The 12,077-nt window shown below is 60.4% G+C and carries 11 protein-coding genes, 1 tRNA gene and 2 pseudogenes; 10 read left to right on the forward strand and 4 right to left on the reverse strand.

Going from position 1 to position 12,077, the window contains the following annotated elements; all coding sequences use genetic code 11:
- The first annotated feature begins 14 nt into the window (after window positions 1-14).
- The 3 genes and pseudogenes from CHB90_RS24270 to CHB90_RS27630 all read left to right on the forward strand — a co-directional run.
- Window positions 15-773 (forward strand): electron transfer flavoprotein subunit beta/FixA family protein, encoded by a 759-nt coding sequence (locus CHB90_RS24270; protein ID WP_089277280.1) that lies wholly within the window; start codon window positions 15-17, stop codon window positions 771-773.
- On the forward strand, window positions 773-1,699 hold the full coding sequence (locus CHB90_RS24275) for an electron transfer flavoprotein subunit alpha/FixB family protein (RefSeq protein ID WP_089277279.1): 927 nt from the start codon (window positions 773-775) through the stop codon (window positions 1,697-1,699). Before CHB90_RS24270 ends, CHB90_RS24275 begins: the two co-directional genes overlap by 1 nt.
- Window positions 1,700-1,879: 180 nt before the next feature.
- Window positions 1,880-2,005, forward strand: a pseudogene (locus CHB90_RS27630) (IS30 family transposase); the annotation flags it as partial.
- Between the two features lie 52 nt (window positions 2,006-2,057).
- On the opposite strand, the pseudogene CHB90_RS24280 reads toward CHB90_RS27630, so the two are convergent.
- Window positions 2,058-3,072, reverse strand: a pseudogene (locus tag CHB90_RS24280) (IS5 family transposase).
- Window positions 3,073-3,122: 50 nt separating this feature from the next.
- Between CHB90_RS24280 and CHB90_RS24285 the strand changes: the two are divergent.
- The 3 genes from CHB90_RS24285 (at window position 3,123) to CHB90_RS27195 (ending at window position 6,462) form a co-directional block, all read left to right on the forward strand.
- On the forward strand, window positions 3,123-3,794 hold the full coding sequence (locus CHB90_RS24285; RefSeq protein ID WP_089280318.1) for a DUF3987 domain-containing protein: 672 nt from the start codon (window positions 3,123-3,125) through the stop codon (window positions 3,792-3,794).
- Between the two features lie 1,550 nt (window positions 3,795-5,344).
- Window positions 5,345-5,632 (forward strand): SH3 domain-containing protein, encoded by a 288-nt coding sequence (locus CHB90_RS24295; protein WP_089280320.1) that lies wholly within the window; start codon window positions 5,345-5,347, stop codon window positions 5,630-5,632.
- Window positions 5,633-6,189: 557 nt separating this feature from the next.
- Window positions 6,190-6,462 (forward strand): tyrosine-type recombinase/integrase, encoded by a 273-nt coding sequence (locus CHB90_RS27195; RefSeq protein ID WP_245823366.1) that lies wholly within the window; start codon window positions 6,190-6,192, stop codon window positions 6,460-6,462.
- A 68-nt stretch (window positions 6,463-6,530) separates the two neighbouring features.
- Here CHB90_RS27195 and CHB90_RS24305 read toward each other — a convergent pair.
- Window positions 6,531-6,604, reverse strand: a tRNA-Cys gene (locus CHB90_RS24305).
- Between the two features lie 172 nt (window positions 6,605-6,776).
- Here CHB90_RS24305 and CHB90_RS24310 point away from each other — a divergent pair.
- The 3 genes from CHB90_RS24310 (at window position 6,777) to CHB90_RS24320 (ending at window position 10,413) form a co-directional block, all read left to right on the forward strand.
- Complete coding sequence (locus CHB90_RS24310; RefSeq protein ID WP_089280321.1) at window positions 6,777-7,430, forward strand: protein-L-isoaspartate O-methyltransferase family protein; 654 nt, start codon at window positions 6,777-6,779, stop codon at window positions 7,428-7,430.
- Window positions 7,431-7,499: 69 nt separating this feature from the next.
- Window positions 7,500-8,903 carry a TolC family outer membrane protein gene (locus CHB90_RS24315; RefSeq protein WP_089280325.1) on the forward strand — a complete coding sequence of 468 codons (1,404 nt, stop codon included), beginning with the start codon at window positions 7,500-7,502 and terminating at the stop codon, window positions 8,901-8,903.
- 73 nt (window positions 8,904-8,976) lie between these two features.
- Window positions 8,977-10,413, forward strand: coding sequence for a hypothetical protein (locus CHB90_RS24320; protein ID WP_089280322.1), 1,437 nt, complete (start codon window positions 8,977-8,979; stop codon window positions 10,411-10,413).
- Window positions 10,414-10,514: 101 nt separating this feature from the next.
- Here the strand turns inward: CHB90_RS24320 and CHB90_RS24325 are convergent, their stop codons facing one another.
- Window positions 10,515-10,835, reverse strand: a complete 321-nt coding sequence (locus CHB90_RS24325) for a DUF6280 family protein (protein ID WP_089280323.1) — start codon at window positions 10,833-10,835, stop codon at window positions 10,515-10,517.
- Window positions 10,836-11,051: 216 nt separating this feature from the next.
- Here CHB90_RS24325 and efp point away from each other — a divergent pair, with 216 nt between their 5' ends.
- Window positions 11,052-11,615 carry an elongation factor P gene (efp, locus tag CHB90_RS24330; RefSeq protein WP_089280324.1) on the forward strand — a complete coding sequence of 188 codons (564 nt, stop codon included), beginning with the start codon at window positions 11,052-11,054 and terminating at the stop codon, window positions 11,613-11,615.
- Window positions 11,616-11,768: 153 nt separating this feature from the next.
- Here the strand turns inward: efp and CHB90_RS24335 are convergent.
- The coding region (locus CHB90_RS24335) for a transposase domain-containing protein (protein WP_141135928.1) at window positions 11,769-12,077 on the reverse strand (309 nt) is incomplete at its 5' end.

Raw genomic sequence — 12,077 nt, forward strand, 5'->3', positions numbered from 1 at the left:
GGAGAGACACGCAGATGAAGGTCCTGGTACCGGTCAAGCGCGTGATCGACTACAACGTGAAAGTTCGCGTGAAAGCGGACGGATCGGGTGTCGATCTGGCAAACGTGAAGATGTCGATGAACCCGTTTGACGAAATCGCCGTCGAAGAGGCCATTCGCCTCAAGGAGGCCGGCAAGGCCGATGAGGTCATCGCGGTCTCCATCGGGGTCAAGCAAAGCCAGGAAACCCTGCGCACCGCGCTGGCCATGGGCGCTGACCGCGCCATCCTCGTGGTCGCCGCTGATGACGTTCACACCGACATCGAGCCGCTGGCCGTCGCCAAGATCCTGGCCAAGATCGTCGAAGACGAACAGCCGGGCCTTGTGCTGTGCGGCAAGCAGGCGATCGACAACGACCTCGGCGCCACCGGCCAGATGCTGTCGGCCCTGCTGGGCTGGTCGCAGGCCATGTACGCCAACAAGGTCGACGTCGAGGGCGATCATGCCGTCGTCACTCGTGAGGTCGACGGTGGGTTGCAGACCATCAAGGTCAAGATGCCGACCATCATCTCGACCGACCTGCGCCTGAATGAGCCGCGTTATGCCTCTTTGCCGAACATCATGAAGGCCAAGAAAAAGCCGCTGGACGAAAAGACCGCCGCCGATCTGGGTGTCGATGTCACGCCGCGTCTGGAAATCGTCAAGACCGGGGAACCGGCGGCCCGTGCGGCTGGCGAAATCGTCGGCTCTGTCGATGAACTGGTGGCGAAGCTCAAGGAAAAGGGGATCATCTGATGGCCGTTCTGCTGATTGCCGAAATTACTGACGGCGCGCTGGCAATGGATGCCACCGCCAAGACCGTCGCCGCTGCGCAGGCGCTGGGCGAGGTGACCGTGCTGGCTGCGGGTGCGTCGGCCAAGGATGCCGCCGCCGAGGCCGCCACCATCGAGGGCGTGTCAAAGGTACTGCTGGCCGAGGATGACCTGTACGGTCACCGTCTGGCAGAGCCTGTCTCTGCGCTGATCGCGTCGCTGGCGGGGGATTACAGCCACATCGTCGCCCCCGCGACCACCGACGCCAAGAACATCCTGCCGCGCGTCGCCGCGCTGTTGGACGTCATGGTGTTGACCGATGTGACCGCTGTGGTGGACGCCGACACGTTCGAACGCCCGATCTACGCCGGCAACGCCATCCAGACCGTGAAATCGAAGGACGCGAAAAAGGTCATCACCTTCCGCACCTCGACCTTTGACGCGGCCCCCACTGGCGGCTCTGCTGCGGTCGAGGACATCGCCACCGGCGAAAACCCCGCCCTGTCCGAATGGGTCGAGGACAAAGTCGCGGCCAGCGACCGCCCCGAGCTGACCTCAGCGGGCATCGTTGTGTCCGGCGGGCGCGGTGTCGGCAGCCAGGACGATTTCGCCCTGATCGAGAAACTGGCCGACAAACTGGGCGCGGCCGTTGGCGCGTCACGTGCGGCGGTCGATTCGGGATTTGCGCCGAATGACTGGCAGGTTGGTCAAACCGGCAAGGTTGTGGCCCCCGATCTGTATGTCGCGGTCGGCATTTCGGGTGCGATCCAGCACCTGGCCGGCATGAAGGACAGCAAGGTCATCGTTGCAATAAACAAGGACGAAGAGGCTCCGATCTTTCAGGTCGCCGACTACGGCCTTGTCGCGGACCTGTTCCAGGCCGTGCCGGAACTGACCGAGAAATTGTGATTTGCAAAGCGAATGGATGAGTTAGTTGATCAGCTCGCACGTGTGGAACCGTCGCCGGATCAGTTTTAATTGTTCACGTCCTGGCCTGCGGACGGTTTTGTGGACAAGAAGATAAGAATGTGACCACGACCCTGGAGACATCAGATGAAGGGAAGGGCATCCAGCAAGGAGTTTAAGATCAAGGCCCTTCGTCTCCCCCGGGAGCGCGTCTGGAGCCGCGGCAAGTCCTTCGTCGCGGATGCGTTGATGAACAGCGAATGTCCGGCAGAAATTGGCGAGAGGGCGGTCCCGGGCCTCTGGAAGGGGCTTTGTTGCACAAATCGGGGTTTGTTCGGACTACCCCTTTCCCCGGACAGACTTATCGTACGGCCTCTGTGATGGGTATGCCAAGCGCGGTGTAGCGATTGAGCACGGCAGCGCGGGCTTGGATCTCTGCGACCTGGCGGTCGAAGTCCCGCGCCATGAGGCTTTGCCCCAGCAACTTCACGCAATGCATCCGCTGACCGGCAGGGTTATGTGCAGCATGATCCCGAGAGGTTTGGTCTCGACCCGGCTCCGGCGGTGATATCCGCTCCATCGCCGCCAGATAGCCCGACCGAGGTATCGCGAGGCATTGACGGCCTCGTTTCGGGCGATGGCCCCGGTGCTCGTGGGTTTCCACGGTTTTGCATTCTTCCGTGGAGGGATGACGGCATGAGCGCCGCGGGCGGCAATCGCGTCGTGACATTTTCGGGTGTCGTAGGCCCCATCTGCAGTCACTGATCCGACGGCCTGATCGGGCGGGATTTGGTCAAGCAATTCTGGCAACATGGGCGCATCACCGACATTGCTGGTGGTGACCTCGACCGCCCGCACTTCCAGCGTCTCCTCGTCGATCCCTATGTGTATCTTACGCCACATTCGGCGTTTAGGGCCGCCGTGTTTGCGGGCGTTCCACTCGACTTCGCCCTCTGCCTTGATACCTGTGCTGTCCACTGCCCGGCAGTGCATTGCGCAGCAATGTCACGAGAGGGGATCAAGAGGTTTAGCGGGCCGGTGCTCCCGCGATAGGGCAGGTTCACGTTCAGTGTCTTCTGGCGGCGGCACAAGGTGCTGAAATCCGGAACGGTCCAATCCAGCCCAACCAGCCGCAGCAAGCTCTCGACGAACCCCGTCGCCTGCCGGAGCGGCATGCCAAACAGCACCTTTAGGGTCAGGCAGGTCTGGATCGCAGCTTCGCTGAATTGTCGCTGCCGCCCACGCTGGCCCGTTGGCGGCGGCGTCCAGACCATCTCCGGATCAAACCAAATCGACAGCGATCCGCGTTGCTTCAGTGCTGTGTTGTACGAAAGCCAGTTCCTGATCTTGTACTTCGTAAGGGCCCAACTGCTCATGCACCCCGGCTATCACGCTGGATTCATAGAGTGAATCCCCAGCGTGATTTGTGCAACAAAGCCCGCCAAGTGCAATCGGCACACGTTTGCAGCGCGGGTGCGAGCCCGCCAGTGAAAAGTCGGTCTCCGATTTCGTGGCTCGGCTTTCCCTCATATTGCGGACCCCCATGCCGACTAGTGACAATCCGCAAGAGCTTGCTCCGCCACGCATGTCTCTGTCTGATGATGCACGGGAGTTGCTCTGGCGCTTTTATCTGGTCGTGGAAAAAGCGCAGCGGCCGGGTCACCAAATGGAGCATGTGCGCGCCTACGCCAGCAAGGCAGCGGAACAGGCTGCGCGGATTGCCGGGGTTCTAACCCTGTGGGGTGGCCTTGACGCCTTCGAAGTGTCGCTGCAAGCGATGAGCTGGGGGGTGACACTCGCGCATTTCTATCTGGGTGAGGCACAGCGGTTGGCCGAGACTGGGCTTATGACTGAGGAAACCGCAAAGGCTGAACAATTGCGGCTCTGGCTGCTGGACAGCTGGCCGCATGATGTCGTCTTGCCGAGCGACATTCTGAACAAGGGACCAAACGCTTTGCGAGAACGGGCGAAGCTAACAAAACCACTGGAACTGCTCGTGAAGGCCGGATGGCTTTCCCGCCTTCCCGAAGGGGGTGAGGTGCGCGGCAAGATGCGCAACGAAACCTATCACATCGTGAAACCTCTCCATTCTGTTTGACGTACAAGCCGCGTTGGCTGAAATCCTGAACGAAACCGCATCCTCTTGCGATTCCTGCGATCCCCGCGAATCCACAAACACAAAATCGCAGAAACCGCGTGAATCGCAATCGAAGGTGTCCGACAGCCCAAGCCCTCGGTCACTCACCCCCAAGGCCCTCGAACCATCATTTCAGGCGGTAAGTCCTTTCCATCATGGCAGTTCGACGGGTGGCAGGCCACTGCCGTGGACGGGCCGCGTCGTCAGTCTGGAAGCATGGCGCAACCTATCCAGTTGGGAGCGCCATGGTCCACGAGGAAAGGTCTGGAACGGCAACACCAGGCGGTGGGAAAACGACGACGATCCGCCCTGAGCAACGGGCATCGATAAGGAGCTGTTGTGTGGACCACAGGTCTAGGCTTCCGTTGCAAGTTACCCGTGCCAGTAAAGGAGAGATAAGTGACGACAGACAACAAAATCACGACCACGAAAGGCATGGTCAATTGGGCAACAACCACGTTTGCGACTGGAACCCATATTTTATTCGACGAGATTGGCAGGCGTCGCTTTTTCGTCACCCCGTTCGAACCACGCAGCCACGCGGCCATGAGGAGTTGAACTGGGACGGGGAAAACTGCGAGTTTTCCATCCCCCAAGCAGAAGGGGCCAGCGCAGAGTGGGACGCGCTGACCCAAAGCCAGTCAGATATCCACCCATGCACAACAAAATACTAGGCTTGCATATGATTTGTGAACAAACTGAGCAGATAGACATTCGAAAGCTACCTAAGGCCGCTCACCCGCTCCCCCAGGTTATTCACTTCGAGGGGGAGCGCATCATGACGACTTGGACAGCAACGAACTTCGGAGGCCGTCGGCAATGGTTCATGTGCCCGTCGTGTGACCGCCGTTGCGCGGTCATCTATCGAAGGGGAGCGAGCCCACTCTGGGGCTGCCGTGTCTGCATAAGAGGGCGTTACAAAAGCGAGCATAAGTCGCCCCACGATCGCATGATCCACAAGGCAGAAAAGATCCGGAAACGGCTGGGGCAAACTGAAAGTGGGCTCGTCGGGCGGTTCCCTGAAAAGCCCCGCACAATGCACTGGAAAACCTATCGGCGCATGAAGGCTCAGGCCGAGGAGATCGAAATGCATGTTTGGGCTGCGGCAAGTGCCTGGCTGGACAGGCTGAAGAAAGGCAGGTCCTAGCACTTGAAGTCTGCCTTGGCTGCGGTCAAAATTTACCGGATTGGCCCACGTTGCTGTCTGCGAAATCCTGATCAGCAACTTTCTGACCACAACTGTGTTTCAAGTACAGATAGCACCGAATCTGTTGCGCAAATCGGTTGATGACCGAGATTGCGAGCCAGAGGGATACGATCCGATCGTCGCAACACCTTCGATTATAACCTGTTTGAGCAGTCGATCGAGAGCTTCCGCCGTTGTCTGCCGTGAGGAGCCTGCTGACGTGATTGAAGGCGGGAGCAGCCGCCTCTAACCCGTGCTTCCGCACCAGCACCTTGCTTTGAGAGGAAATTCAGGTGAGACGGAGAGAAAACGCAGAGGCCAGATCATGAACCGTCCCCTAGTCATATCCTTACTCGCGCTTGTCCTTGTCGCCAGTTGCAGCGGCAGCCCAGGAACCCACATGGTGGTCAAAGGCACCGGGCCGGACGAGTTGTTGAAGCTGCGGCACGGACCAAGCCTTGGCTACAAAGTCATGCTGGGTTTGCCTGACGGCACCGAACTGGTGCGCCGCGACTGCGCGACCGAGATGGGCCAACTCTGGTGCCGAGTCTCGCTCGCCAAAGCGCCCGGCATCACCGGATACGTCTCCGCCGACTATCTCTCGGGGCCGTAGGCTGTAGCTGTCTGCAGATACCCCCCGCATAGGCCGAAGAGAACTTCTATGCACAGTGCGACGTGCTCGATATGGACGCGTGAAAGGAAGCTATAGGTCTCCGACAGACCCGGGGCGATTCAATGAGCTGCAAATGCCCAATGCGGATCGGCGGCGTCAGGCCAACTATCTGGTGCAGGTGATGGTGATCCTGCTGAACCACGCTTGCTTGATCGGCTTCCTCAAGAAGGAGCATGGCAACCCGGCCAAGAGCATACCGCTCTTTAAGCAGGAAAGCAAAGGTTGGGAGCCGTGGCCCGATGATGTGCGTGCTGAATTTGAAGTCGTGGCAACGCCACGCGCGCGATTGGTATATGAACTGTGCATTGGCACTGGCCAGCGGATCGGGGACGTTCTGAAAATCCGCTGGGACCATATCAAAGACGGGGCATATGGCTTCACCCAAGGCAAGACAGACAAGCCGTTGTGGATACCCCTAACAGACCGTCTCAAGGCGCACCTGGGCGCGGTCGAAAAAAAAGGGCCTAACGGTCATCACCGACAAGAGCGGACACCCAGTGCGCTATCGGACGGTTGCCGAGGAAATGCGCAAGGTGAAGGCAGCGATGCAGCATCCCGAGGCGGCCAAGTACGTCACTCATGGGCTGCGCAAAAACGCGACTATCGAACTTTATCAAGCCGGATGCGACGACGAGATGGTGAAAGCCGTCACCGGTCATTCCGGCGTAGAGATGCTCAAAAAATACGGAGGTCAGATCAGGCAAAAGGAACTCGCAACACGGGCGCAGGACGCCAGAAACCGTTTTGAACAGAACAGGAAGGAAACGTGAAAGTTTCAACGCCTGTTTCAAAAATCGAGCCAGTGGAGACACGACATGACGCAAGTCATTGAAAATATTGGAGGCGAGTACCGGAATCGAACCGGTGTACACGGATTTGCAATCCGCTGCGTAACCACTCCGCCAACTCGCCAGAGTGGCGGTCTGATTAGGCGCAACTGCCGCTTCCGTCAAGCAGATATCTCTGGCGCCGCCAGTCGGGCCGCACGGTCACATTCGCCAAGTTTGATGGCTTGGGTCATTGCCGCCGCGCAGCAGGTGTGGCACAAACCCCATCACAGGTTCTGAACAGAAGAGTTTAGTACATGACTGACTTTACTACACGCCGCCGGATGATGGTCGACACGCAGGTGCGCCCGTCGGATGTTACCGAATTTCCTATCATCGACGCCATGCTCGATATTCCGCGAGAGGCGTTTGTCCCCCGTGACAAGGTCGAGGCTGCCTATGCCAGCGAGGATGTCGACCTCGGAGAGGGCAGGGTGCTTCTGGATCCGCGTGTCTTTGCCAAGATGCTGGACGCGCTCAACCTCACCAACAGTGACCTGGTGCTCGATGTGGGCGCCGGGCTGGGGTATTCCTCTGCCGTGATCGCGCGCATTGCCGAGGCGGTTGTCGCGGTCGAGTCGGATGAGACGCTGGCCGAAGAGGCTCAGTCGCTGCTCAGTGAGCATCACGCCGACAACGTCGTGCTGCACATGGGGCCGTTGACCGAAGGCGCAAAGGAACATGGCCCTTATGACGCGATCCTTGTCGAGGGCGGCGTCGAGGTGCTGCCCGATGACCTTGTAGCACAGCTCAAGGATGGCGGACGCATTGCGGTGATCTTTATGGAAAACGCTCTGGGCACCGTTCGGATCGGCCACAAGCGGGATGGCAAGATCTCCTGGCGGTATGCCTTCAACGGGACGGCCCCGGTGGTCACAGGGTTTGAGAAAAAGGCTGCGTTCGCTCTCTGATCAGAGTGTGGGCATCCGCGGGTAAACGGAATGATTGGAAAGCCGGTGCTGGGCAGGATTCGCAAAAACATGGCGCGCGGCGCAGTTGGTTTCGTTCTCGTGCTTGCGGCCGTGTCGCCCGTTTCGGCCGATACGCTGGCCGAGGCGCTGGAGGCCGCGTATCTCAACAGTGGCCTGCTGGAACAGAACCGCGCCACGCTGCGCGCCGCCGACGAGGACGTGGCGCAGGCGTTGGCAGAGCTGCGGCCGGTTCTTCGATGGTCAGGCGATGTGCAGCGCACCTATGGCCGTTCGGGCAGTTTCAGTACCTCTGCCGGGCGGTTTGTTCAGGGCGGCAGCATCACCAACGATGCCAGCATCAACCTGATCGCGGAAATCGTGCTGTACGCGGGTGGCCGCAACAAGCTGGCGCTTGAGGCGACGAAGGAACAGGTGCTGGCCACGCGGGCTGGGCTGATCGCGGTTGAACAGCAGGTGCTGTTGCGCGCGGTTGGGGCCTTTATGAACATTCGCCGGTATTCCGAAACCGTCGGCCTGCGCGAAAACAACGTTCGGGTGATCCAGCAAGAGGTGCGCGCCGCGCGCGACCGCTTTGAGGTTGGTGAAGTGACCCGCACCGATGTGGCCCTTGCAGAGGCGCGGCTGGCCGCTGCACGCGCTGCCTTGGCGGCGGCACAGGGCGATCTGCTTGTGGCGGGAGAAGAGTATCTTGCCGCCGTCGGCAAGCCGCCGCGCAATCTGATCAACCCGCGTTCGCTGCCAAAGTTGCCCAGCAGCGTCGCCGACGCCAAACGTCAGGCGCTGCGCCAGCACCCGGATCTGACGGCCCAACAACACAGTGTGACCGCTGCGGAACTGACCATCCTAATCGCAGAAGGCGCAAAAAAGCCGACGGTTTCCTTGCAGGGCTCCTATGGCGTGACCGAGGACTTTAACGATGGCGACTTTTCGCGCGGTGGATCGATCACACTGGGCGCAAGTGGGCCGATCTATTCCGGCGGTGCGCTGGATTCGGCGGTGCGCAAATCGCTTGCCAACCGGGATGCGGCGCGGGGCCGACTGCATGTCGTGCTGCGCGAGATCGAGCAGAACGTCGGCCAGGCCTATGCCAACCTGCGAGTTTCCCAGGCCAACCGCACCTCGTTCGAGGAACAGGTCCGCGCAGCCACCGTCGCGTTTCAGGGGGTCCGCGAAGAGGCCAAGCTGGGCGCGCGCACCACACTGGACGTGCTGGATGCCGAACAGGAACTGCTGGACGCCCGCGCCAGCCTGATTTCGGCGCAGGTCGATGAGGCCATCGCGTCCTATCAGGTGCTGTCCTCGCTGGGTCTGCTGACCGCCACGGCGCTGCACCTGAACGTGCCGTCGTTTGATCCGGCTGCCTATTACAACATGGTCAAGACCGCGCCGCGCGCCCGCTCAAAACAAGGCGCTGAACTGGACCGTGTCCTGAAGGCGCTGGGAAAAGAGTAGTTTTGTCTGCGTCTGTTGTGCGAGGGCCTGTTTTGCGGGTACACTCTTTCCCGAGGCAAGAGTGGCAAGAACAATGTCAGAACCCGTTACAAACGTCGAAATAGAGGACGTCCTGTCGTCGATCCGTCGGCTGGTGTCCGAAGTTGACCGCGCACCGCGCGGCGCGCAGAGGGCCGTTCCCGAACGACTTGTCCTGTCGCCAGCGCTGCGTGTGCCCGATGCGGATGAGCCGCCGGTAAACGTCTCTGGCAAGGGGCGTGAACGGCAGGCCCCCATGGTCTTGTCGGAACCCTCTGTAGCGCCCGTCGCGCATACGCCGCCTGCGGCAGAGGCTGCCAGCCCTGTGGCAGGGGCCGATCCCTGCACCACCCTCGTTCTGGGCGCTGAGGACAGCGCCGAAGATGCTGCGACCGTCATGGCAGATACGGCAGACACCCGCCCTGAGGGCGCCGAGCCGCTGGCCACGGTGTCTGATGATCTGCACAGGGATGCGGACCTGTCCAAAAGTGACATTGCGTCAATTGACGCAGCGGTAGTCGCCAATGACCCTCAGGATGACCCTCAGGATGGCGTGGTGCGCCATGATGGCATCACAGAGATTACCAAAGAGACCACCAAAGAGACGACCGAAGACGCCGCCGAGGCGGGTCAGATCGCCGCCCTTCGCGCCAGTCTGACGGAAATCCTGGTCCCGGATCAGGTGGCTGGCATCGATGACTCGCTGGATACGGCAGACGACCCTGATGTACAGGCTGACCTCTCCGCCACTGATCTCGCGGTTGATGTCGACATTGCGCCGGATACGGAACTTGACCGCAAGATTGCCGCGCTGGAATTGATGCTGGAGCGTCAATCAAAGGATTGGACCCCCACACCGTCGGCCTCTGACCCCATCGGTGATCCGTTGGAGACGCCGCAGCCCGGTGTCGACTCGTTGGCTGATCCCGACGTTGACGCGCCAGAGGCGGTTGATGGCCCGGATTCGGCGCCGCCGCTTGCTGAGGGTGGTGACGCTGCTTTGCAGGCGGCTGTCGCTGCCGTGGCGGAGGCAGCCATGGTCGCCGAGGACGATCCCGACACCGGAACCGATGCGCCCGATCATCTGTCGTCGGATATGATGACAGAGGTGCCTGACGACGCCCTCGCCGGTGCCGAAGCCCTCAGCCCCGAAACCCCCAGCCCCGAAGCCGGCAGTCCCGATGAGCCTGCCAATGACGCCAGCGCCGTGCCCGGCAATGCGCGCCCGGCCTTTGTCCGCCACGCCCCGACAGAGGCGCTGGATTGGGAAGACCACGCGCCGGGGGCCACCCCGCAATCCGATCCTGTGCAAGAGGTGCAACCAGAGCAGGCGGCGGTGACCGAACTCAGCGAAGAGGCCTTGCAGGCCGTCGTGTCAGAGATCGTGCGACAAGAACTTCAGGGCGCATTGGGGGAGCGGATCACCCGCAATGTGCGCAAGCTGGTGCGGCGTGAGATCCACCGCGTTCTGATGAGCAAGGATCTGGACTGATCCCCGTCCGGCGTGGGAACGCCGGACCATAAACCACCCCCCGAAAAAGAAAAAAACGCGCCCGTGAAGGGCGCGCATTTTCAAGTCTGGTCGAAGAATGGTCAGGCGGCTTCGGCTTGTTGAGCGGCGTTGCGGCGTTCGCTTTCTTCGCGCGACAGCGCGACAGAGGTGCGAACCCCTTTCGATACGAAATCCATCAGGCCGGACACGACACGCTCATTGGGGTCGATGCCGGCACAGCTCAACACTTCGCGGCCATCGCGGGACCGCGCCCAGCGGGCGATCTGCTCAGGGCCATTTCCATACTTCTTGTCGTCGGCGATTGCATCGTCGAGGGCAGCCAGCACCACAGCCGCAAACAGTTTGCGAGCGCGGTTACCCTGCTCAGCGTTGAACGCGGTGCTGTCAACGAAATCCTTCATGTTTCGACCTTTGATTATTGCTCTTGCGTTTTTAGGCGTGACGCGTGTTATGGCGCATTCGTATCGATTCGGATACCCCGATGCTGCATACCACCTATGCAAAATTTGCATGACATTCTGCGAGTGCAGCACGAGATACGTTGCCTTGCATGATGGTTGAACGCCAGATATAGGGACCGTCAATCATTCATCAACCTTTTGCCACGGTTTTGCCCCATGCCAAAGATCAACGGTAACGAAATTCGCCCCGGTAACGTGCTGGAGCATAACGACGGTCTCTGGGTCGCCGTAAAGGTCGACCATGTGAAGCCCGGCAAGGGCGGCGCCTTTGCCCAGGTCGAAATGAAAAACCTGCGCAACGGGTCCAAACTGAACGAACGGTTCCGCAGTGCCGACAAGGTCGAGCGCGTCCGCCTCGAACAAAAGGACATGCAGTTCCTGTTCGAGACCGACGGCATGCTGACCTTCATGGACACGGAAACCTTTGACCAGGTCGAACTGCCCGCCGACATCCTGGGCGAACGCCGCCCCTTCCTTCAGGACGGCATGACCATCGTCGTGGAATTCCACGACACAGAGGCGCTGAACGCCACGCTGCCGCAAAAGGTGATCTGCAAGATCGTCGAGACAGAGCCGGTGGTCAAAGGCCAGACCGCTGCCAACAGCTTCAAGCCCGCCGTTCTGGACAATGGTGTGCGCATCACGGTGCCGCCCTTTGTCGGGCAGGACGAAGACGTCGTCGTGAATACCGAAACCATGGAATATACAGAGCGCGCCTGACCTCGGGGCCCGCGCGCAAATCCCCCGTTTTAGCCGGGGGTGACATCTGAACTGATCTAAGGCCTCCGGCGCATCGCCAGGAGGCCTTTTTGATGATCGACACCGCAACAGACGCCGACATTCGTATCCGTCCGGCGTGACCGCCGTTGACATTCAACGTGGCTGCCAATTCCACGGCGCGAGTTCGTCGATGCGGTTGATCTTGTGATCGGCAATGTGGGCCAGCACCCATGTCAGCCAGGCTTCCGGATCGATGCGGTTCATGCGGGCGGTTTCGATGAGGGAGTAGGCGATCGCGGCAGCCTTGCCACCACCTTCCGATCCCATGAAGAGATAATTCTTGCGCCCGAGAGTCAGCGGCCTGATTGACCGCTCACAGATGTTGTTGTCCAGCTCGAGTTGGCCGTTTTTCAGATAGGCCCGGGCTTTGGGCATGCGGCCGAGGGCGTAGCGAATGGCCTC

This window comes from Antarctobacter heliothermus (assembly GCF_900188425.1).
In the GTDB taxonomy this organism is placed as follows: Bacteria; Pseudomonadota; Alphaproteobacteria; order Rhodobacterales; family Rhodobacteraceae; genus Antarctobacter; species Antarctobacter heliothermus.

What these genes read in the sequence shown, in the direction of transcription:
- CHB90_RS24325 (WP_089280323.1), bottom strand. Translation starts at nt 10,835, where the DNA reads ATGAAGGATTTCGTTGACAGCACCGCGTTCAACGCTGAGCAGGGTAAC.
- CHB90_RS24310 (WP_089280321.1), top strand. Translation starts at nt 6,777, where the DNA reads ATGACTGACTTTACTACACGCCGCCGGATGATGGTCGACACGCAGGTG.
- efp (WP_089280324.1), top strand. Translation starts at nt 11,052, where the DNA reads ATGCCAAAGATCAACGGTAACGAAATTCGCCCCGGTAACGTGCTGGAG.
- CHB90_RS24270 (WP_089277280.1), top strand. Translation starts at nt 15, where the DNA reads ATGAAGGTCCTGGTACCGGTCAAGCGCGTGATCGACTACAACGTGAAA.
- CHB90_RS24275 (WP_089277279.1), top strand. Translation starts at nt 773, where the DNA reads ATGGCCGTTCTGCTGATTGCCGAAATTACTGACGGCGCGCTGGCAATG.
- CHB90_RS24315 (WP_089280325.1), top strand. Translation starts at nt 7,500, where the DNA reads ATGGCGCGCGGCGCAGTTGGTTTCGTTCTCGTGCTTGCGGCCGTGTCG.
- CHB90_RS24295 (WP_089280320.1), top strand. Translation starts at nt 5,345, where the DNA reads ATGAACCGTCCCCTAGTCATATCCTTACTCGCGCTTGTCCTTGTCGCC.
- CHB90_RS24320 (WP_089280322.1), top strand. Translation starts at nt 8,977, where the DNA reads ATGTCAGAACCCGTTACAAACGTCGAAATAGAGGACGTCCTGTCGTCG.